The following is a 20299-nucleotide window of genomic DNA, read 5'->3' as shown; positions in this document are numbered from 1 at the left end:
GAACGTAGACGATCAAGCTCCGTGCGTTCAGCTCAGCCGCAGCCGATCGGCCAGTCCGGCCGCGGTGAACGCGGCCACCAGGTCGTCGCGGCCTTCGGTGAAATGCTCCCAGCTGTCGATGTGCACGGGGACGACCGTGCGGGCGCCGAGAATCCGCGTCGCCTCGGCGGCCAGCGCGCTGTCGAGGACGAGCAGGGCGCCGTCGAAGACCGGCTTCAGCCTCGGGGCCCCGGCGAAGAGCACAGCGGTGTCGACCGGGCCGAACCGGTCGGCGACCTGCCGGACGACGTCGAGCGAGGCGTTGTCGCCGCTGACGTAGACCGTCGGCAGACCCTGACCCGTGAGCACGAAACCGACGACCTCGCCGGTGATCTTCTCCGAGCCTTCCGGCCCGTGCAGCGCGGGTGCGGCGGTCACGGTCACGACTCCCCCGCCTGGTCGTTCGAGCTCGACCGTCTCCCAGGTCGCCAGCCCTTTCGCGGTGCCGCCCAGCCTGCCTGCGCCGCTGGGCGTGGTGAGCGTCAATGGCACGTCCGCCAGCAGCTTCCGGCCGGAGTGGTCGAGGTTGTCGGGGTGCTCGTCGTGGGAGAGCAGGACGGCGTCGATGCGGCCGAGGTCCGCGGGGTCGAGCGAGGCCGCCGCGGTCTTGGTGAGGCCGGGTCTTCCGTCCGGCCGCCCGTAGTGGCCGGGCTCGTCGAAGGTCGGGTCGGTCACGAACCGCAGGCCGCCGTAGTCGATCACCGCGGTCGGGCCGCCGGAGACCTGGATCGAGAGCTGTTCGCCGAGCTGATGCATCGTTCTCCCTCACGGATAGGTGTTTCTGCTTCCGTGAGAACACTAGCCAATCCTCACGGAAGAGTGCAACGACTTCCGTGAGGATCTACGATGTGAACGTGGACGACACCGCTGCCCTTCCCCCGGCCCCGGGCACCGAGCAGCACGTCGCGCTGGCCCTCGCCAACACCACGATCGCGTTGCCCGGCGGCCAGTTCACCGATTTGCTCGGCACTCCGGCCGCCGCGACGAAATGGCTCGCCGAACAGGGGCTCGCCCCGGTCGACGCCGGTCTGCGGGAAATGTGCGCGGGCCTGGTCCGGTCGTTGCGCGAGCAGGTGCGGGTGCTGCTCGCGTCGAGGTCGTGCTCGGATCCGGCTCCGCAGAGCGCCCTCGACGCCGTCAACGAAGCGCTGAGCAAGGCGCCCACCGCGGAACTCCTGCGCTGGGACCCGGCCCGCGGGCTGTACCGCACCGCGTCCCATCCGATCACCCAGATCGTCGAGCACGCGTTGGCGACGCTCGCCGCCAACGCCGCGGACCTGCTGACCGGGCCGGACGCGGAGCGGATCGCGGCCTGCGGGTCGCCACCGTGTACGAGGTTCTTCCTGCGCAATGGGCGGCGCCAGTGGTGTTCCGTGCGTTGCGGCGACCGGGCTCGTGCCGCCCGCGCCTATGCCAGGCGCGCGCAGCCGGTCGGTCAGCGGTAGGACGCGAACAGGTCCAGCAACGGTTTCGGGGAGTCCTCGGCGAAGCAGAGGATGAGGCTTTGGGCGGATTCGGTGGCCGACGCCTCACTGCGCGGGAACAGTGCCGCCTCGTAAGTGCCGAGGGCGGTTTCGGCGTCGCCGGCGTTCGCGGCGAGCGCGAGGCCGAGTTCCGCGCCGTCGAGCATCGCGAGGTTGGCGCCCTCGCCGGCGAACGGCGACATCAGGTGGGCGGCGTCCCCGAGCAGGGTGACACCGGGGACACGGTCCCAGCGGTGACCGATCGACAGCGCGTGGATCGGCCGCGGGATCAGCTCGCCGTCGGCGTCGGTGATCAGCGCTCGTAGCCCCGCGTCCCACCCGTCGAAGTGGTCCAGGACGGCCGCTTTCGCGGCGGCGGTGTCGGTGAAGTCGACGGTGGCGATCCAGTTTTCGTCTGTCTTCAGCGCGACGTAGACGTGAAGGCTGCCGTCGGTGTCGTGATGCGCCAGAAACCCTTTGCCCGCACCGAGTGCGAAGAGCATGCCGCCGCCGACGAGTGCCGCGCTCGCGGGATGGCGGGTCTCGGCGTCGTGCAGATGCACTTCGACGAAGGAGACGCCCTCGTAGGCCGGTGTGGCGGCGGACACCAGAGGCCGGACCTTGGACCACGCACCGTCGGCGCCGATGAGCAGGTCCGTGGTGAACTTCGTGCCGTCGGCCAGGACGACTTCGTGCCTGTCGCCGCCGAGCGGGTGGGCGCCGGTGACCTTGGCGCCCCAGCGCACCGTGCCTTCGGGCAGGGAACCGAGCAGCAGGTCACGCAGATCGCCCCGGGCCACCTCCGGGCGTCCGCCGTCGCCTTCGTCGGTCTCCTCGTGATGCACGACCGCGTGCCGGTCGAGGATGCGCAGGGCCTCGCCTCCGGGATGCACGATCGCCCGGAATTCGTCGTGGAGGCCGGCGGCCCGCAGTGCGGCCTGTCCGGAGTCCACGTGGATGTCGAGCATCCCGCCCTGCGTGCGTGCGGACGGCGAGGCGTCGAGATCGAAGACCGCGGCCTCGATGCCGTTGACGTGCAGGACTCGGGCCAACGTGAGGCCACCGAGACCCGCACCGACGATCGCGATGGGGTGGTGTGTGGTCATGCCAGGTTCCTTTCGGCGGGGAGACCGGTGTGGGTGATTCCGGTGATCAGCACCCGCAGTCCCCACGACATCCGTTGCTCCGGTGCTCCGGTGAGCAGGTCGGCCGCGTGGGCGGCGACCTGGGGGTGGGTCGTTTCGTCGGCGTCGCGCACGGCGCGGGCCAGCGCGTCCCACTCCTCCGGCGACTCCTCCTCGGCATGCTCGGCCGCGGTCGCCGTCGCGTGCTGCAGGAGGATGTCGATCCCCCACGCGCGCCGCTCGGGCGCCACGTCACCCTCGGCGAGGAGGGCGAGCAGGTTTTCGCACAGCGCGAGATAGTTCTCGCCGCTCGGGCGGGCCACCAGCGCGGACAGGGCGAGGCCGGGGTATTCGAGCAGTGTCGCGGTGTAGGCCGTGAGCAGCCGTTCGAGCCGATCACGCCAGTCGCCGTCAGAGGGCGGGGAAGGGATCGTGCCGAGGAGTTCGTCGAGGATCGCCGCGTGCAGCTCGGCGGTGTTGCGGACGTAGACGTAGAGCGAGGCCGCGCCGGTGTCGAGTTCCTGCGCCAGACGGCGCATCGTGACCTTCCGGAGGCCTTCCTCGCGCAGGATCGCGACCGCCGTGGCGACGATGCCGTCGCGGGTCAGCGCGGGTTTGGCCGGTCGTTCCCGGCGGCTCTTCTCAGGTGCCATACGACCATAGTACCGAACATGTTCGTTACGAACATGTTCGGCAGGCGTGAAAATGACAATGGCAGGAAGATCGACTCTTCCTGCCACTTCCAACATATAGCGCACCCGGGGGCTTGCGGCAAGACCCCGGTGGTGCCGCAGAATCCTCCGCCGTACCGGCACTGGCTCGACAAACGGGGGAACACTTGATCGACGTGATCATCGCGGGCGGCGGCCCGACCGGCATGATGCTGGGCGCCGAACTGCGGCTGCACGGCGTCCGCGTGGTCGTCGTGGAGAAGGACCTGGAGCAATCCAAGGTCGTCCGCTCCATGGGCCTGCACGCGCGCAGCATCGAGGTGATGGACCAGCGTGGCCTGCTGGAGCGATTCCTCGAGAACGGAACGAAGTACCCGGTCGGCGGCTCGTTCGCCGGTATCGTCAAACCGGCGCCGCCGCTGGACAGCGCGCACGCCTACATCCTGGGCATCCCGCAGACCGTCACCGACCGGTTGCTGATCGACCACGCCGCCGAGGTGGGCGTCGAGATCCGGCGTGGCCACGAACTGGTGGGACTGAGCCAGGACGACGACGGGGTGGACGTCGAACTGGCCGACGGCACGAAGCTGCGCTCGCGATACCTCGTCGGCTGCGACGGCGGGCGCAGCACGGTGCGCAAACTCCTCGGGATCGGCTTCCCCGGAGAACCCGCCACCGCCGAAACCCTGCTGGGCGAGATGGAATTGACCGAGGACTGGGAAACCGTGCTCGCCGTGATGACCGAAGTCCGCAAGACCCAGCTGCGCTTCGGCCTCTCCCCCCTCGGCGACGGGGTCTACCGGGTCGGCGTGCCCGCCGAAGGCCTGGCCGACGACCCAAGGATCCCGCCGACCTTCTCCGAGGTCAAACGCCGGCTCAAAGCCGTCGCGGGCAGCGATTTCGGCGTGCACTCACCTCGCTGGCTCTCCCGCTTCGGCGACGCCACCCGCCTGGCCGAGCGGTACCGGGCCGGACGCGTGTTCCTGGCGGGCGACGCGGCGCACATCCATCCGCCGGTCGGCGGGCAGGGACTCAACCTCGGCGTCCAGGACTCCTTCAACCTCGGCTGGAAACTCGCCGCCGCGGTCGACGGCTGGGCGCCGGAGGACCTGCTGGACACCTACCACACCGAACGGCATCCCGTGGCCGCCGCGGTGCTGGACAACACCCGGGCGCAGATGCAGCTGATGTCACTCGATCCGGGCTCCCAGGCGGTCCGGCGGCTACTGGCGGAACTCATGGAGTTCGAGAACGTGAGCCGGTTCCTGACCGAGAAGATCACCGCGACCGCGATCCGTTACGACTTCGGCGAAGGCCACGAACTACTCGGCCGCCGGATGCGGGACCTGGATCTCGGACAGGGACACCTCTACGGACTGACCCGCGGTGGTCGGGGTCTGCTGCTCGACCAGACCGGTGCGCTGTCGGTTCAGGGCTGGTCGGACCGGGTCGATCACGTCGTCGACGTCAGCGAGGACCTGGACGTACCGGCCGTCCTGCTGCGGCCGGACGGTCACGTGGCGTGGGCGGGCGAAGACCGGCAAGAGCTCGTCGGTGCCTTGCGCCGGTGGTTCGGAGAGGGCGAAGTCTTCTAGCGAGCCGGGGACGGCGGTCATTGGCTGAGGGCGTTCCGAATCCGCTGCCACGACAGGAGTTGATGACCATGGCCGACGTGATGCCGGGGGATGGACTACGCGATCGTCGCTTCGGGGCCGACCGCCGAGACCGGAATGCCCGCGGAGCCGGGATTCATCAACGGCGGGATGCCGGCGAAGGGACTCAGCCCCGCGTCGGACCCGGTGATCGTGCTCAACGTCGACGGCACGCTCGCGGTCATCGAGAAGCAGGGCGGCGCGACCCTCGTCGTCTGGGAGACCGCGTGACCCCGGGGCCCGTGGCCGGTGAGGTCACGGGCCCTGCGGCCCCCGGTACGGCAACGTCTGGTTGTAGACGATGTTGGTGTTCGTGCTCCCGAATAGCGCGAGCTCGTTGACGATCTCCTCCAGCCGTCCCATCGACGGGGCCGCGATCTTCAGCGAATAGCAGTCGTCCCCGGTCGTGCGGAGGCATTCGAGGATCTCGGTCCGCTCGGCGAGGAGCTTGTGCAACGGCGCGTGCTTGCTGCCCGGGTACTTCAACCGCACCACCGCGAGCACCACGTACCCGGCCTTCTCCAGATCCACCTCGGCGCGATAGCCGGTGATCACCCCGGCCGACTCCAGCCGCTTGACCCGGTCCGTCGTCGCCGACGCGCTCAAGCTGACCCGCTTCCCCAGCTCGGTGAGCGGAAGGCGCCCGTCCTTCTGGAGCTCGACCAGGATCGCCCAGTCCGTCGCGTCGAGAGTCTCGGCCATCCCGGGAGAATACCGGCAGATCCACGGCGGAAACGGTCATACGCCGGGAAAGATCCCTTTCCGGGATTCGGGCCTCGCCGATAGCCTTGACCTGTGCGAATAGGTGTCAATGTCCCGAATTTCGGACCGGGGACCGACCCCGGGATCCTCCGCGGCTGGGCCACCACGGTCGAAGGCCTCGGCTACGACCTGCTGATGGTGTCCGACCACGTCGTCATCACCCCAGACGTCGCCGAGCAGTACCCGGCGCCGTTCTACGAACCGTTCACGACGCTGTCGTGGCTCGCCGGCGTGACGGACCGGATCCGGCTGGGCACCACCGTGCTCATCGTCCCGTACCGGCATCCGCTGCTCATCGCCCGCATGGCCGCGAACCTGAACCAGCTCAGCGGCGGACGGCTCGTGCTCGGCGTCGCCTCAGGCTGGGCCCGGCAGGAGTTCGAAGCCCTCGACGTCCCGTTCGGGCAACGAGGACGGCTGACCGACTCCCACCTCGACGCCGTCCGGAAGGCGTGGGCCGACGACGCCGACTACCGCGCCGGCGACATCCCGATCTGGGTCGGCGGCAACAGCGACGCCGGGATCCGCCGCGCCGTCCGGATCGGGGACGCCTGGCACCCGCTGCGGGCCACCATCCCTTGGCTCACCGAAGCGCTCACCAGGGTCAAGACCATCGCCGACGCGCAGGAGCGGCCGGCTCCCGCGTTCGCCCCGAGGATCCTGCTCAACCTCACCGAACGCCCGGTCACCGGACCCGATCGCCCCGCCGGGGAAGGCACGATCGAGCAGATCGTCGACGACCTCGACCGCCTCCGGCACCTCGGCGCCGAGACGGTCGTGCTCGACCCGTTCTCCGGCGACCCTGACGAGACCCTCCGCCCGGAAGCCGCCTGGCAGGCACTGGCGACCGTGGCCGCACACTGGGAACTGGGCCACTACCGAACCGAACAGGACCGACGATGACCGAAGAAGACGAGAAATTCCTGCGCCGCGCCATCGAACTGGCCGCGAAGGCCCGCACGGACGGCGACCCGCCCTTCGGCTCGCTGCTCGTCGGCCCCGACGGCACGGTGCTGGCCGAGGAGCACAACACCACGGTGTCGCAATCGGACATCAGCCTGCACCCGGAACTGAAACTCGCCGTGTGGGCCGCCCGCGAACTCGAATCCGCCGTCGCCGCGAAGACCACCATGTACACCAGCTGCCAGCCGTGCGGTATGTGCCAGGGCGCCATCGAACGCTCCGGCCTCGGCCGGGTCGTGTTCGCTCTCTCCGGCGAGCAGGTCACCGCGCTCAAGCCGCCCGCCACCGCACCGCCCGTTCGGTTGGAGGGGCCGGCGCTGTACGACGAGGCCCGCGTGCCCGTCGAGGGCTACTACACCTCGTGAGCGGTTGACGGCTCCGACCTCACGAAAATTGGCGGGCTCGGTTCCAACTTGGGGCAGGTACTTGGCTGCGCGTGAATGCCTCCTTGAGGACCCAGAGTCCCTCAAGGAGGCCTCCACGGACAGGTCGGGATCAACCGCAGCCCATCGTCGCTAGGATGATCACGATGTCCGCCGAACTCGTGCCCACCGCGCCGGAGCCGCCGTCCCGGCTTCCCGAGACCAGGCCCGAGAACCGGCGGAAGATCCTCGCCGAAGCCGTCGCCCTCCTGCCCGCGCTTCCTCCGGCGGACCCGCTCGACCGGTACGCGATCCGGCACATCACCACGCTCTGGCTCGAGACCGACAAGACCGATCACACCCGCCGCGCCTACTACGCCGACCTCTCGGCCTGGCTCGGCTGGTGCGCCCGCACCGGGCTCGACCCGCTCATGGCCCGCCGCGCCGACGTCGACGCCTGGAAGAACACCCTCACCGTCACCGGCAAGGACGGCCTGCCCCGGCCCGCCGCGGACTCCACCGTCGCGCGCACCCTCGCCGGCATCTCCAGCTGGTACCGGTACCTGCAGTCCAACGACATCGCCGACCGCAACCCGGTCTCCGCGGTCAACCGGCCCAAGACCGGCAAAACCCCGCCGCTGCCCGCGCTCGGCGGCGAGTCGACGGCGAAACTGCTGAACCACATGGAAAAGCGGGCCCGCGCGAACGCCACCGAACCGTCCTGGCGCGACGCCGCCGTCGTCGCGATCCTGTTCTACACCGGCCTGCGCGTCTCCGGCCTCACCACCGCCACCGTGCAGGACCTCGACACCGACTCCGGGCACACGATCCTGCGCTACATCGCCAAAGGCGGTCACCGCGACTTCGTCCCGCTCGTCCCCGCCGCCCAGCACCCGTTGCGCCGCTACCTCGAACTACGCGCCGCGCGCACCGGCGTCCGCCCCGACGAGCTGACCGGCCCGCTGCTCGCGACCATGCCCCACCGCTACGACAGCACCAAATCCGGCGGGAAACCACTGGCGCAACGGGATGTCTGGTTCCTCCTGCGGGCACAGGCCCGCGCCGCCGGACTCGCCGAAGCGAACACCATCTCCCCGCACACCGCGCGGCGCACCACCGGCACCCTCCTGCTGGCCAACGACGTCCCGGTGCAGAAGGTCCAGGACCTCCTGGGGCACGCCGACATCCGCACCACCCGCGACCGCTACGACGCGCATCGCCACAAGCTGGAGACCTCTCCCGTGCACGCGCTCGCGCAACTGCTCGCCGACGCGCGGCACCGTCAGAGCTGAGCCTGTCCCAACTGGGACTTCGTCGCCCCGATCACCACACCGTCGACACGTGCGAGCCAGCTCCCGCACAGACACCGGACGTACTCCAGCCTTCCCTGGGAGACCCGCTGGGACCTCGTCGCGCTTCCAGGCAGTTCGGCCAGCGGCCACCCACACCGCGGGCACTTGTTCGCTTCCATGCCCCGATAGTGCTGTAATGAGTCAATGCACTTCAACCCTTACGGCGGAGCGGCGGCGCAGATCGCCGCCGACCTGGTCAACCTCGGCGACTCCGCCAACCCGGCCACGCTGACCGCGATCTTCCGCGACCGCATGACCGTCGCCGCCGTGAAGGACCACGAAGCGACCGAGATCATCGCCTGGACCAACAGACTCCGTGACGTCTTCGAAGCCGACCCGGCCACCCGCGTCGACCTGGTCAACGCACTCCTCCACGATTCCGCGTCCAAGCCCTACATCTCCACCCACGACGGCAAGGCACCCCACCTGCACTACGTCGACGCACAAGCAGGCACCGCATCCCGAGTCCGGGCCTACACCGCGGGCGGGCTCGCACACCTCGTCTGCGACGCCCCCGACCGCTTCGGCGTCTGCTCACGCGAAGGCTGCGAAACGGTCTACGTCGACGTCTCCCGCAACGGCCGCCGCCGATTCTGCTCGACCCGCTGCGCGACCAGGGTCCACGTCGCCGACCACCGGAACCGGCAAGCGAGCTAGAGGGGCCCTCGCAGTACCTGCATCACCAGGGTCTCCCCGACGCCCAAAACGCCTGTCAACCTGATTCAGACCGGAATCAGGAAAAGAGGTACGGAGACCCATGGCGGACGAACAATTCACCGCTCACACAGAACTATTCGATCTGCGCGGAAAGTACGCCCTTGTCACTGGCGGCACCAGGGGCATCGGGATGATGATCGCGCGCGGTCTTCTCCAGGCGGGCGCCCGCGTCGTCATCAGCTCACGCAAGGCGGACACGTGCGCGGAGGCGCAGCAACTACTGGCCGAATTCGGCGACGTTCAAGCGATTCCCGCCGACCTGTCCAGGCACGACGAATGCCGGCGCCTCGCTGATCTCGTCAAGGCCGAATCGGACCACCTCGACATCCTTGTCAACAACGCGGGAGCGATGTGGCGCGAGCCGCTGGATACGTTCCCGGACGAGGCCTGGGACTCGGTGCTCGACCTCAACCTCAAGTCACCGTTCTGGCTGGTGCAGGCGCTGCTCCCCGCACTCCGCCGGGCGGGCACCGCCGATGATCCCGCACGGATCATCAACATCGGCAGTATCGCCGCCATCCACGTCGCCGAATCGCCCAACTACTCGTACGCCGGCAGCAAAGCGGCACTCCATCAACTCACCAGGGTGCTGGCAAGGGAACTGGGCCCACACCACGTCACAGTGAACGCGGTAGCCCCAGGACCGTTCCCTTCCCACATGATGGCGGCCACGCTCGAGGCCGTCGGTGACACGATCGCGGCGAAGGCCCCTCTGCGCCGGCTCGGCCGCGACGACGACATGGCGGGTGTCGCCGTGTTCCTCGCCAGCCGGGCGGGGTCCTACCTCACGGGCTCCGTCATCCCGGTGGACGGCGGCATCGCGACGACCGCATCGGGAACCTAGGCGCCGGGGTACCCACAGTGCCTCCCTCCCACTGCGGGGGCGGGCTTACGGTGAGGGAATGGCCACGATGGATCCACGCACCGATATCCGGGAGTTCCTCAGCTCGCGTCGCGCCCGCATCACACCTGAGCAGGCAGGCCTGACTGCCTACGGCGCCAACCGCCGAGTCAAAGGCCTGCGCCGCGAAGAAGTAGCGCTACTGGCCGGGGTATCGGTCGACTACTACGTCCGCATGGAGCGCGGCGGCCTCGCCGGTGCCTCCGACGGCGTGCTCGAGGCGTTGGCCTCCGCCTTGCAACTCGACGAGGCGGAGCGCCAGCATCTGTTCCACCTCGCGCGCCGGTCCAGCCCACGCCGGCGTAGGTCCACCGTGACGGTGCGCTCGACGCTGCAGCAGGTGCTCGACGCCATCTCCGATGCGCCGGCCTGGATCGGTAACGGCCGTTATGACGTGCTCGCCACGAATCAACTCGCCCGCGCGCTGTATGCACCGGTGTTGGCCGACCCGCGACGGCCCGCGAACACAGCGCGGTTCGTCTACCTGAACCCCGAGGCGGCCCGAGAATTCTTCGTCGACTACGACCAGGTCGCCAGTGCCGTGGCCACGAAGCTGCGCATGGAAGCGGGCCGCGACCCACACGATGAGGAGCTGATCGCCCTGGTCGGCGAACTGTCGACGTGCAGCGAGCCATTCCGGCAGCGGTGGGCATCTCAGGACGTGCGGCTGCACCGGTCCGGCCGCAAGCGGGTGCGACATCCGATCGTGGGCCGCCTCGACCTGGACGTCGAACCCTTGGAACTCGCCGCCGAACCCAGCCTGCACCTGAACGTCTACACCGCACCCGCGGGCACACCGACCGCTGACAATTTGGCGCTCCTGGCGTCATGGGCGGCGACCGAAGCCGAGAGCCACTAGATCGCGTACCGCCACGCCGTCAGAGCGTGCGCCGAGAACCACGCACCCAGCACCACCCACGCCACCGCGGCCGCCACCGCCGTGACCGTCCGCCGCTTCGACAAGCCGATCGCGATCGGCACCAGCACCGGGAAGGCGGGCAGGATGAACCGGATCTTCGCATCCGGCAACCCCCGCGTGCCGATCGCCAGCGCCAGCACCCCGGCCCCGTACAGCGTCAACGGCCACGGCACCCGGATCAACGCCGCCACCAGCACCAGCACGACCGCACCCAGAAGCAGCAACACCGTCAGCGTGCTGAACACCGACTCGTCCCCGGTCAACCGCGCCAGCACCGACGCCGCGGTCTCCGCACCGAAGTCGAACTCGGTGTTCCAGCCCCGCAACTCGATGTCCTGCCAGCCGGTCCAGCTGCCCGTCCGGTACGCGACGAAACCCAGATACCCCAAGACCCCCAGCGGAGCCACCACCGCGCCCGCCAATGCCCACCAGCGCTTCTCGGCACGCCGGAAGACCGCGATCAACGCCGCCACCACGACCACCGCGACCAGCACCACCGCCGTCGACCTCGACAACCCGGCCGCGAAAGCGCACAGACCCGCCAGCATCCAGCGCCGCTCCAGCACACCCACCAGCGACCACACCGCGAACGCGCAGAACACCGCTTCCGTGTAAGCCATCGAGAACACGATCGCCATCGGCGCCCCGGCCCACAACGCCACCAGCAACAACCCGGTCCGGTCACCCCGCTCCGGCGCAACCGCCCGCCCGATCCGGATCAACCCGCACGCCAGCACCAGACCGGCCAGCACCGACACCGTCAACGCCGCCGTCACCACATCCGGCCCGAGCCACATCACCGCGGCGACGAGCTTCGGATACAACGGAAAGAACGCCATCGGAGCGTCGGAATACGGCTGCCGCGCCGCGTCCAGCGTCCCCGGCAGATCCGCGTACCCGTGCACCGCCAGCCGCAGATACCACTGCCCGTCCCACGCCGTCAGCCGATCGGTCAACGTGGCACCACGCCGGGCGGCCAGCAGATCGAGCAACTGGACACTCGCCGTCCGGATCACGAGATACCACAGGATCGCCCTCGGATAAGGCGACCAGGCCAGTCTGTCGAGGACTCTCTCGAACACACGCGCCGGACGCCCCTGCCGGGGCGCCTTCTCGGGGGTGGCGGGCTGATCAAGGTCGTCGACTTCTCGGAGCACGCTCAGAGTGTCCACAATGCGAAGTCAGCTCACCGTTCGATCCCGGAGATTCCCGGCTCCGCGCAGGTGGGAAAGGCCACAAACCCGGCTTGTGGCCCCACCTCGATCTTGTGTTTCCCAGCGAACGCCCCCGGCTCCTACGTTCGAAGTCATGAGCGAACAGAACCTCAAGGACACCGTCGCGGTCATCGCCGGCGGCGCGAAGAACCTCGGCGGACTCCTCTCCGCCACCCTCGGCGAAGCCGGCGCCAAGATCGTCGTCCACTACCACGGCGACGCCTCCGCGGCCGACGCCGACAAGACCGTCGAAGCCGTCCGCGGAGCCGGCTCCGAAGCCATCGCCGTCCAAGGCGACCTCACCGAGGTCGCCGACGTCCGCCGCCTCTTCGACACCGCCGTCGACACCTTCGGCCGCGCCGACATCGCGATCAACACCACCGGCATGGTGCTGCGCAAGCCGATCCTCGAAACCACCGAGGAGGACTACGACCGCATGTTCGCGGTCAACGCCAAAGCCGCCTACTTCTTCATCCAGGAAGCCGGACGACGCCTCTCCGACAACGGCAAGATCATCAGCCTCGGCACCTCCCTGCTCGCGGCCTTCACCGACGGCTACTCCACCTACGCCGGCGGCAAAGCCCCACTGGAACACTTCACCAGGGCCGCTGCCAAGGAGTTCGCCGACCGCGGCATCTCGGTCAACGTCGTCGCACCCGGCCCCATGGACACCCCGTTCTTCTACCCGCAGGAAACCCCCGAACGGGTCGAATTCCACAAATCCCAGGCCATGGGCGGACGACTCACGAAGATCGAGGACATCGTGCCGATCATCCGGTTCCTGGCCACCGACGGCGCCTGGTTCACCGGCCAGACGATGTTCCCCAACGGCGGCTACACCACCCGCTGACCCTTACGCTGGCCGAGACGCCGTAGACGGACACGAAGGGAAGCCCCGGGGTGGGCCTCGACCTGTACAAGCTGAACCACCTCATCGCCGTCGCCGAAGAAGGCAGCTTCACCCGCGCGGCGGCCCGGCTGCACCTGAGCCAGCAGGCGCTGTCGACCTCGGTGCGCACGCTCGAGCGGGAAGTGGGCGTCCCCCTGCTCGAGCGGAGCGCCACCGGCGTCACGGTGCTCCCCGCCGGACAGGCGCTGATCGCCGACGCGCACCTCCTGCACGGCATCGCCGACTCAGCCGTCCGGCGCGCCAGGCGCATCGGCCGCAGCGAACCGGAACGACTCCGCGTCGGCCACACCCCCGCCGTCACCGGCGACGAGGTCACCGCCCTCCTGCGCAGACACCAGACCGACCCCGACCTGATCATCGACGTCAACCAGCGCTACCCCGACGAACTCGTCGCACAACTGCTCGGCGGCCAACTGGACCTCGGCCTCGGCCGCGCGCTGAGCCTCGCACACGGCCTGGTCGGGACCACCCTGATCCGGCAGCGGCTGAACGTCGCGGTCGCCACCGGACACCCGCTCGCCGACCGCGAGTACCTCGCGTTGACCGACCTCGACGGCGAGGAGATCACCGTCTGGGGACACCCCGGCCGGTCCGGCTACACCGACCTGCTCGTCAACCTCTGCCGCGACGCGGGATTCGAACCCCATGTCCGCCGCAACCCCATCCAGGGAACGCCACCGGTCACCGCGGTCCTCGACACCGAAGGGGTCGCGTTCGTGACCGCGCCACCCGGGCCGGCGGCAGGCGGCGCCGTCCACGTCAGGGAACTGCGGCCCGCCGTACACGTCCCACTGCAAGCACTTTGGCCGCAGCACAGCACTTCCGACGCGCGTCAAGCGTTTCTCGCGTCCGCCCAAGGTTTCTAGGCGCCGCCCCGGTCGTGGTGCTCCAGCAGCTTCGACAGTAACTCGGCGAACCGCTTCCGCTCGTCGGCCGAAAGCGGCGCCAGCAGCTCGTCCTGCCGTTCGGCCAGCTGTTTCTCCAGCCGTCGCAGCTGCCGCCCGCCCGCTGTGGTCAGTGAGATGACGTTACGCCGCCGATCGGCCGGATCCGGGGCACGCTCGACCAGCTCACGCTCGGCGAGTTCGTTGATCGTCGCGACCATCTCGCTCACGTGGATACCGCTCCGACGGCCCAGCATCGCCTGGCTGGCGGGCCCGAACTCGTCCAGCGTCGCCAGCACGCGGTAGTGGTAGCCGCGCGCGTCGATGGCGGAGAACCCGTCGGTCACCAGGCGATGCGCGTGGTTGGCGGTCTGCGTGAGCAACCAGCTGGGCAGCTTCCGCCAGCCGCCGCGCGCCTGCTCCGAAAGGTTCTCCATGTGACGAGTCTAACGAATCGTTGGCCGCCCGAACGATGCCGGTATCGTTGAGCCGCCAAACGTTTAGCGACCCAACAATTTGGGAGACCGCATGACGATCAAGCCCTTCCGCATCGACATCCCCCAGGCCGACCTCGACGACCTCGCCGACCGGCTGGCCCGCACCCGCTGGCCCAACGAGGTCGCCGACGCGGGCGTGGACTACGGATTCCCGCTCGCCCGCCTCCAAGAACTCGCCGAATACTGGCGAACCGGGTACGACTGGCGCGCCCACGAAACCGAACTCAACAAGCTCCCGCACTTCACCACCAAGATCGACGGCCAGAACATCCACTTCGTCCACTTCCGGTCGGCGAAACCGGACGCGCTCGCACTGGTCCTCACCCACGGCTGGCCCGGATCGTTCCTCGAGTTCCTCGACCTGATCGAGCCGCTATCGCAGGACTTCCACCTGGTGATCCCTTCGATTCCCGGCTACGGGTTCTCCGGACCGACCCACGAAAGAGGCTGGAGCGCCGACCGGATCGCCCGAGCCTGGGCCGAACTGATGCGCCGCCTCGGGTACGAGCGCTACGGCGCGCAGGGCGGCGACTTCGGCTCGGGGATTTCGACGGCACTCGGCGCCGCGGCACCGGAGCACGTCGTCGGGGTGCACGTGAACTACCTGCCGACCCGGCCGGATCCGGACGCCTGCCTCGTACTGTCCGAAGAGGACGAAGCCCGCCTGGAGAAGGTCAAGCGGCTGATGGCGAATCGCCCGCCGTATCAGGCGCTTCAGGCGGCGACCCCGCAGACCATCGGCTATGCGCTGACCGACTCGCCGGTCGGCCAGCTCGCCTGGATCGCCGAGCGCTTCGCGCAGTGGACGGACCCGCGCACGCCGGTCAGTGACGACCGGATGCTCACCGACATCTCGCTGTACTGGCTGACGGCGACCGCGGCTTCCTCCGCGCGCCTCCACCACGACGCCGGAAGGGGGAACACTCCTTGCCGGGTACCGCTCGGCGTCGCGGTACTTCCGCGGGACATCACCCAGTCGGTGCGACCACTGGCCGAGCGGCTGTACAACGTCAGGCACTGGTCGGAGTTCGAACGTGGCGGCCACTTCGCCGCTATGGAGGTGCCGGACCTGCTCGCCGAAGACATCCGCGATTTCTTCTTCGGTCTAGCCGTCAGCCGACTCTGAGTTGGTTTTTTCTTCATGGGACGCGGATTTTGAACTCAACCCCGGGCGTATAGGTCGTTATACATCTCGACCAGGAAAGGCAGGCGAGACCTCCGGTGAAGGCCACAATCAGGTAGGCGTTGCCGACGATGGCCTCCGTGAGGTTCCAGTTGCGCTCCACTCCCCTGCCGCCCCGGACCACGGCGACCGTCCATCCCGTGAACAGGACGGCCACCGCCACCACTACCCCACGCCGTCCCCTGGCCGCGAGGACGCCGAGCGCGGGCACCACCCATACCCAGTGGTGGGTCCACGAAATCGGGCTGATCAGCAGGGAGCATCCTGCGGTGGCCAGCAGCGCGGCGCGATCGTCACCCGCTCGGTGCAGACGGTGTACCAGCCACATCGCCAGCGCCGAGCACACCACACCGAACACCACGATCGCCACCGTCGCCGGGCGGCCTTCCGGCACCGTGCGCGCGACGAAACCTTGCCAGGACTGGTTTCCCACCCAGCTTTTCATCTCGGCGAAGTGATCGTTGAAGATCGCCGAGGTCCAGTATCGGACCGAGTCCGACGGCAGGACGGCCACAGCGAACGCCGAAGCGCAGAGAAAGGCACCGAGCGCCCGGGCGGCGTCCGCGGTCCGCCTGATCACCAGGAGGTGGGCGATGAAGATCAGCGGGATCAGTTTGACGGCCGCGACGATGCCGATGGTGATCCCGCTCCAGCGCGAGCCACGCAGGAGGAAGATGTCCGCGACCACGGCGGCCATGAGAACGAGATTCACCTGTCCGAGGCCGATCGTCTGCCATACCGGTTGCAGGGCGAACGCGCCGATCAGCAGCAGCGGGAGGTGGGCCCGGTCGGCGAACGGCCGGAGTGCGCAGTAGAGGGACGGCGCGGCGGCCAGCGCGAGAAGTCCCCACGACAATTGGGAGGGCAGCACGGTCAGCGAAGTGAACAGCAGCGCGGCGAACGGCGGATACGTGAAGGGCAGCTCCGGCGCCCATCCGGGGAGCGCGAGCAGTGGTGAGTACAGGCTTTCCCCGTGTATGACGGCGAATCCGCCTGCCCGGTAGACCGCCGAATCCACCCCGAGCGGCGTATCCGAGAGCCACCAGACGATCGCCACCAAAGCGAATACGGTCATCGCTCCGCCGACGATGATCAGCGCCGGGTCGACGCGCCGCCCTTCTGACCCATCCATGGGGAAACGATCTCCGGAACGCAGCCGGAAGACGTCACCCCGGAGGGCCGTCTTGGCGGCGCTACCCCGGTATGCGCCTCCACCGGTACCCCTACCCCGGTATCAGGGCGTGGTCCCCGGCACGACGAGACCCGCCTCGTACGCGACCATGACCGCCTGCGCGCGATCACGCACGCCGAGCTTGGCGAAAACCCTGCTGACATGGGATTTCGCCGTCTGCTCCACAATCACCAGCGCCTCCGCGATCTCCGCGTTCGAGAGGCCGCGCGCGACCAACCGGAGCACTTCGGTCTCCCGCGCGGTCAGTTCGGCGACGAGGGCTCGGCCCGCGTGCACCGACGCGTGTGTCCGGGTGAACTCGCCGATCAACCGTCTCGTGATCGTCGGTGCGAACAACGCGTTACCCGCGGACACCACCCTGACGGCGGTCACCAGGTCGTCCAGCGGCGAGTCCTTCAGGAGGAAGCCACTGGCACCCGCCCGCAGACCACCGAACACGTACTCGTCGATGTCGAAGGTGGTGAGGATCAGCACGCGGACTTCCCGGTGACCCGCCAGAATCCGCCGGGTCGCCTCGAGGCCGTCGAGTTCGGGCATGCGGACGTCCATCAGCACGACGTCCGGTTCGAGTTCGGCGCACAGTACGACGGCGGCGTTCCCGTCCGCGGCCTCTCCGACCACTTGGATGTCGTGCTGTGCGTCGAGCACGGCACGGAAGCTCTGCCTGACCATGGTCTGGTCGTCGGCGATGACCACCGAGATCATGGTTCCGGACACCCCTCACGATCGAGCGGAACGGTCAGGGCGACACGGAAGCCGCCGTCCGGCCGCTCCCCTGCCTCGAGATCGGCCGCGAGCATAGCGGCCCGCTCCCGCATCCCCACCAAGCCGTGTCCGCCGCCTGCCTGGTCCGTCCTCTTCGGACCGGCCGACGGCCCGTTTTCGATGAGCAGCCGGACCGAATCGGGCCCGCTCTCGAGTTCGACGGAGACCGCCGATCCGGGAGCGTGCTGGATCGCGTTGCTGAGCGCTTCCTGCACGATCCGGAACACCGACAGCGCGACGCCGACCGGGACGTGGTCGAAGCCGCCGCGCACCTCGAGTTCGCACGTGGTGCCGGCGGCCTTGACCCCTTCGACGAGTTCGACGACCTTGCCCAGCCCTGGCTGTGGCGCCGTCGCCAGAGCACGCTCTTCCGACCGAAGTACTCCGAGCAGCCTGCGCAGCTCGGTCAGGCCCTCACGGGCGGTTCCGGCGAGGTCGGCGAACTCCCGCCAGATCTCGGCTTCGCGATCGGCCTTGTCCTGATCGGCGAACCGGAACCGCGCCGAGTCGGCGCGCAGCGCGAGCACGGACATATGGTGCGCGACCACGTCGTGCAGTTCCCTGGCGATGCCCGCACGTTCCTCCAGCAGAGCCGCCCGAGTCTCTTCGGCGAGCCTGCGTTCCTGGTGCGCCGCACGTTCCTCCTCGGCGAGCCTGCGCTGGCGCACGGTGTTGCCGAGGAAGAACACGATTCCGCCCAGCAACACGAGCAGCGCCGCATCACGCCAGTCACCGAGGAAAGGCGTGGCGGCGCAGAACGAGATCAGGCCCGCCCAGGCGAGCTCCGGCTGATCGTTGCTCTCCCCCACCAGATAGAAGACGAGCGCCGCGGTGAACGCGAAGCCCGGCGCCCATGGCCAGCCCCAGGAATCGGCGATGCCGGGCAGGGTCAGCGGGGTGGTCACGATGCCGACGATCAGGGTGCGCCAGCCCCACAGCGGCGAACGCACCGCGAGCAGGCAGGGCAGCACGGTGATAAGCACGTTGAACGTCTTCGCGGGCGGCAACACCGAAACGGTCGAGAACGTGACGAAAGCCGCCCAGAGTCCACATCCGATGATCGCGAGCGCGCGCAGCCAACTCAACCCCGCCGAGCGCTTCGGCGGGGCGTCGGTTCCGGCGAACGCCGTGAAGCGCAGGGCATTCCACCACACCCGCAGGCGTCGTCGGTCGATCATCAGGCATCACCTTACCTGCGGATGGACCCACGAAATGGCACTCAGTGCCACGGTCAGGGTTCGCTCAAGGCGGCGTTGACCTTGGCGATGACGGTGTGCAGCGGCGTCGACGTGGTCATCACCGCCACCATGGTCGTTTCGGCCGCGGCGTCCTGGACCTTGAACGCGTCGATCACCAGCGCGAAGGCCTCCGCCGCGCTGGCGGCGATGTCGTCCTGCCCGCCACTGCGCAGCCAGCGCCGGAGCACGTGGTTGTTGGCGGCCGCGATCGCCGCGGCGGCCACCGCCGCCCGCAGGCTCGCCGTCTCGTCACCCTGTTCGGTGAACCGCGCGCGCAGGTAGCGGGCGAGTACGCGCTGATAGCGGTCGACGGTCGCGACTTCCTTGTCCCGCAAGGAGGGCACTGTCCGCGTCAGGGTGAACCGTTTGAGCGACACGTCGAGTTCCGCGGCGTAGGAGTCGAGGACAAGGCCGACGGCGTCGCAGGCCACCTCGATGGGGTCACGCTCCGGATCCGCGGCGGCGAACGTCTCCTCCATCTCCGCCACGATCTCGTCGTGGTTGGCGAAGAGCACGTCGTCCTTGGCGTCGAAGTACCGGAAGAACGTCCGGCGCCCCACCCCGGCCGCGGCCGCGATCTCGTCCACCGTCGTGGCCTCGTATCCCTTGGCCACGAACAGGTCCACCGCCGCCGCGGCGAGCGCACGACGCAGACGGCGCCTCCCGTCGGGGGTGGCGCCTGCCCTGGTCACCGGCGCACGGCGCGGCGAATCGGTCATAGCGGGACGGTAGCAGCCACTTGCTAGTGGCACTGAGTGCCGTTAGGCTGGATGAAGTCCCCGGGGCACCGAGTCCCCATCTCCCGTTCGGAAGGCGCCGACGATGTCGCTGGACCACCAAGTGCTCCCGGTCGAGTCACGTTCGATCCGTCCCCGGGGCGACGCCTTCTACGGCCGCCTGTTCGGCTGGTCGCTCAAATGGCGAGGCCCCCAGCCGTTCCTCGTGCTGGAAGGCGGGATCTGCGCGGTGACCTTGCCGAAGATCAACGGCGCCGAGGTCCTCGGCAGGCTCGCCGACACCGGATGCGGAGGCCCCGCCATGGCGGTACTGACGCAGCAGGGTCCGCGGGTGGCCATTCTCGCGGAAACCGACGGGCTGCTTCCCTCTCGAGAATCCCTTCCGCAGCACGTCGAAGTCCTCGCCTGGGGCACGTTGCTCCCCCTTCCCACCGACTCCGGCCGATCCGAGGCCCACGCGGAATGGCTCTCGGCACCGGATCCCCGGCAGCGGTGGCTTCCCAGCCTGGACGCCGTCCTCGCGAGCGTCCGGCCGAGGTAACGCACGCGGTTCATGCCGCCACCGATGCCTGCGCGGAAACGAGCAGCGCTCCACCGTCCGATTCGGACAGGGTGATCTCGAGGGTCGCCCCTTCCGCCAGCGGCGGGAGATCGCTCAGGGTCACGCGGCCGATCAGCCGTTGCCCACGGCGGGCGTTCGCCGCGCCGGACCGCCGGACCTCGATTCCCGAGCGGTGCCACACGAATGCTGCCC

At 69.0% G+C, this 20299-nt stretch carries 24 protein-coding genes; 13 read left to right on the top strand and 11 right to left on the bottom strand.

Annotated elements, in window-relative coordinates; all coding sequences use genetic code 11:
* Positions 1-27 precede the first annotated feature (27 nt).
* Positions 28-795 carry an MBL fold metallo-hydrolase gene (locus ACLJQ7_RS03830; protein ID WP_410646736.1) on the bottom strand — a complete coding sequence of 256 codons (768 nt, stop codon included), beginning with the start codon at positions 793-795 and terminating at the stop codon, positions 28-30.
* A 98-nt stretch (positions 796-893) separates the two neighbouring features.
* On the opposite strand from ACLJQ7_RS03830, the gene ACLJQ7_RS03825 reads away from it, so the two are divergent.
* Positions 894-1484, top strand: a complete 591-nt coding sequence (locus tag ACLJQ7_RS03825) for a CGNR zinc finger domain-containing protein (RefSeq protein ID WP_410646735.1) — start codon at positions 894-896, stop codon at positions 1482-1484.
* On the opposite strand, the gene ACLJQ7_RS03820 is transcribed toward ACLJQ7_RS03825, so the two are convergent.
* Positions 1475-2608 (bottom strand): FAD-dependent oxidoreductase, encoded by a 1134-nt coding sequence (locus ACLJQ7_RS03820; protein WP_410646734.1) that lies wholly within the window; start codon positions 2606-2608, stop codon positions 1475-1477. The genes ACLJQ7_RS03825 and ACLJQ7_RS03820 overlap by 10 nt on opposite strands.
* Positions 2605-3279, bottom strand: coding sequence for a TetR/AcrR family transcriptional regulator (locus ACLJQ7_RS03815; protein ID WP_410646733.1), 675 nt, complete (start codon positions 3277-3279; stop codon positions 2605-2607). Before ACLJQ7_RS03815 ends, ACLJQ7_RS03820 begins: the two co-directional genes overlap by 4 nt.
* 185 nt (positions 3280-3464) lie before the next feature.
* On the opposite strand from ACLJQ7_RS03815, the gene rox reads away from it, so the two are divergent.
* Together rox and ACLJQ7_RS03805 are read left to right on the top strand one after the other, a co-directional pair.
* Positions 3465-4892 carry a rifampin monooxygenase gene (gene rox, locus ACLJQ7_RS03810; RefSeq protein WP_410646732.1) on the top strand — a complete coding sequence of 476 codons (1428 nt, stop codon included), beginning with the start codon at positions 3465-3467 and terminating at the stop codon, positions 4890-4892.
* 90 nt (positions 4893-4982) lie between these two features.
* The gene (locus ACLJQ7_RS03805) at positions 4983-5180 is read left to right on the top strand and encodes a hypothetical protein (RefSeq protein WP_410646731.1); all 198 of its coding nucleotides are present in this window, start codon (positions 4983-4985) and stop codon (positions 5178-5180) included.
* A gap of 24 nt (positions 5181-5204) precedes the next feature.
* On the opposite strand, the gene ACLJQ7_RS03800 is transcribed toward ACLJQ7_RS03805, so the two are convergent.
* Positions 5205-5651 carry an Lrp/AsnC family transcriptional regulator gene (locus ACLJQ7_RS03800; RefSeq protein ID WP_240598604.1) on the bottom strand — a complete coding sequence of 149 codons (447 nt, stop codon included), beginning with the start codon at positions 5649-5651 and terminating at the stop codon, positions 5205-5207.
* A gap of 93 nt (positions 5652-5744) precedes the next feature.
* Here ACLJQ7_RS03800 and ACLJQ7_RS03795 point away from each other — a divergent pair, with 93 nt between their 5' ends.
* The 6 genes from ACLJQ7_RS03795 (at position 5745) to ACLJQ7_RS03770 (ending at position 10865) form a co-directional block, all read left to right on the top strand.
* Positions 5745-6614, top strand: a complete 870-nt coding sequence (locus tag ACLJQ7_RS03795) for an LLM class flavin-dependent oxidoreductase (RefSeq protein WP_410646730.1) — start codon at positions 5745-5747, stop codon at positions 6612-6614.
* The gene (locus ACLJQ7_RS03790) at positions 6611-7039 is read left to right on the top strand and encodes a nucleoside deaminase (protein WP_410646729.1); all 429 of its coding nucleotides are present in this window, start codon (positions 6611-6613) and stop codon (positions 7037-7039) included. The genes ACLJQ7_RS03795 and ACLJQ7_RS03790 overlap by 4 nt, the downstream gene beginning before the upstream one ends.
* A 164-nt stretch (positions 7040-7203) precedes the next feature.
* The gene (locus tag ACLJQ7_RS03785) at positions 7204-8328 is read left to right on the top strand and encodes a tyrosine-type recombinase/integrase (protein ID WP_410646728.1); all 1125 of its coding nucleotides are present in this window, start codon (positions 7204-7206) and stop codon (positions 8326-8328) included.
* Positions 8329-8532: 204 nt separating this feature from the next.
* Entirely contained in the window at positions 8533-9045 is a 513-nt protein-coding gene (locus tag ACLJQ7_RS03780) for a CGNR zinc finger domain-containing protein (RefSeq protein WP_410646727.1), read from the top strand.
* Positions 9046-9145: 100 nt separating this feature from the next.
* Entirely contained in the window at positions 9146-9949 is an 804-nt protein-coding gene (locus ACLJQ7_RS03775; protein WP_410646726.1) for an SDR family oxidoreductase, read from the top strand.
* 58 nt (positions 9950-10007) lie between these two features.
* The gene (locus ACLJQ7_RS03770; protein ID WP_410646725.1) at positions 10008-10865 is read left to right on the top strand and encodes a helix-turn-helix transcriptional regulator; all 858 of its coding nucleotides are present in this window, start codon (positions 10008-10010) and stop codon (positions 10863-10865) included.
* Here the strand turns inward: ACLJQ7_RS03770 and ACLJQ7_RS03765 are convergent.
* Positions 10862-12082: a hypothetical protein gene (locus ACLJQ7_RS03765; protein WP_410646724.1), complete on the bottom strand. Its 1221-nt coding sequence runs from the start codon at positions 12080-12082 to the stop codon at positions 10862-10864. The genes ACLJQ7_RS03770 and ACLJQ7_RS03765 overlap by 4 nt on opposite strands.
* Positions 12083-12233: 151 nt before the next feature.
* Here ACLJQ7_RS03765 and ACLJQ7_RS03760 point away from each other — a divergent pair, with 151 nt between their 5' ends.
* Positions 12234-12989: an SDR family oxidoreductase gene (locus ACLJQ7_RS03760; RefSeq protein WP_410646723.1), complete on the top strand. Its 756-nt coding sequence runs from the start codon at positions 12234-12236 to the stop codon at positions 12987-12989.
* A gap of 50 nt (positions 12990-13039) precedes the next feature.
* A complete protein-coding gene (locus ACLJQ7_RS03755; protein WP_410646722.1) occupies positions 13040-13915 on the top strand; it encodes a LysR family transcriptional regulator in 876 nt (291 codons plus the stop codon).
* Here ACLJQ7_RS03755 and ACLJQ7_RS03750 read toward each other — a convergent pair.
* A complete protein-coding gene (locus ACLJQ7_RS03750; RefSeq protein WP_410646721.1) occupies positions 13912-14370 on the bottom strand; it encodes a MarR family winged helix-turn-helix transcriptional regulator in 459 nt (152 codons plus the stop codon). The two genes, ACLJQ7_RS03755 and ACLJQ7_RS03750, sit on opposite strands and share 4 nt — an antisense overlap.
* Positions 14371-14461: 91 nt before the next feature.
* Between ACLJQ7_RS03750 and ACLJQ7_RS03745 the strand changes: the two genes are divergently transcribed.
* Positions 14462-15556: an epoxide hydrolase family protein gene (locus tag ACLJQ7_RS03745; RefSeq protein ID WP_410646720.1), complete on the top strand. Its 1095-nt coding sequence runs from the start codon at positions 14462-14464 to the stop codon at positions 15554-15556.
* Positions 15557-15569: 13 nt separating this feature from the next.
* On the opposite strand, the gene ACLJQ7_RS03740 is transcribed toward ACLJQ7_RS03745, so the two are convergent.
* The 4 genes from ACLJQ7_RS03740 to ACLJQ7_RS03725 form a co-directional block, all read right to left on the bottom strand.
* A complete protein-coding gene (locus ACLJQ7_RS03740; protein WP_410646719.1) occupies positions 15570-16745 on the bottom strand; it encodes a glycosyltransferase 87 family protein in 1176 nt (391 codons plus the stop codon).
* A 102-nt stretch (positions 16746-16847) separates the two neighbouring features.
* The gene (locus ACLJQ7_RS03735; protein ID WP_410646718.1) at positions 16848-17510 is read right to left on the bottom strand and encodes a response regulator; all 663 of its coding nucleotides are present in this window, start codon (positions 17508-17510) and stop codon (positions 16848-16850) included.
* A complete protein-coding gene (locus tag ACLJQ7_RS03730; RefSeq protein ID WP_410646717.1) occupies positions 17507-18748 on the bottom strand; it encodes a histidine kinase in 1242 nt (413 codons plus the stop codon). The genes ACLJQ7_RS03735 and ACLJQ7_RS03730 overlap by 4 nt, the downstream gene beginning before the upstream one ends.
* A gap of 53 nt (positions 18749-18801) precedes the next feature.
* Entirely contained in the window at positions 18802-19527 is a 726-nt protein-coding gene (locus tag ACLJQ7_RS03725) for a TetR family transcriptional regulator (protein WP_410646716.1), read from the bottom strand.
* A gap of 103 nt (positions 19528-19630) precedes the next feature.
* Here ACLJQ7_RS03725 and ACLJQ7_RS03720 point away from each other — a divergent pair, with 103 nt between their 5' ends.
* Positions 19631-20086, top strand: coding sequence for a glycogen operon protein GlgX (locus ACLJQ7_RS03720; RefSeq protein WP_410646715.1), 456 nt, complete (start codon positions 19631-19633; stop codon positions 20084-20086).
* 10 nt (positions 20087-20096) lie between these two features.
* Here the strand turns inward: ACLJQ7_RS03720 and ACLJQ7_RS03715 are convergent, their stop codons facing one another.
* Positions 20097-20288, bottom strand: a complete 192-nt coding sequence (locus ACLJQ7_RS03715) for a hypothetical protein (RefSeq protein ID WP_410646714.1) — start codon at positions 20286-20288, stop codon at positions 20097-20099.
* Between the last annotated feature and the right edge of the window lie 11 nt (positions 20289-20299).

It is taken from the genome of Amycolatopsis sp. cmx-4-54, assembly GCF_046548895.1.
Classification (GTDB): domain Bacteria; phylum Actinomycetota; class Actinomycetes; order Mycobacteriales; family Pseudonocardiaceae; genus Amycolatopsis.
This window is presented reverse-complemented; position numbering and strand designations above follow the sequence as displayed.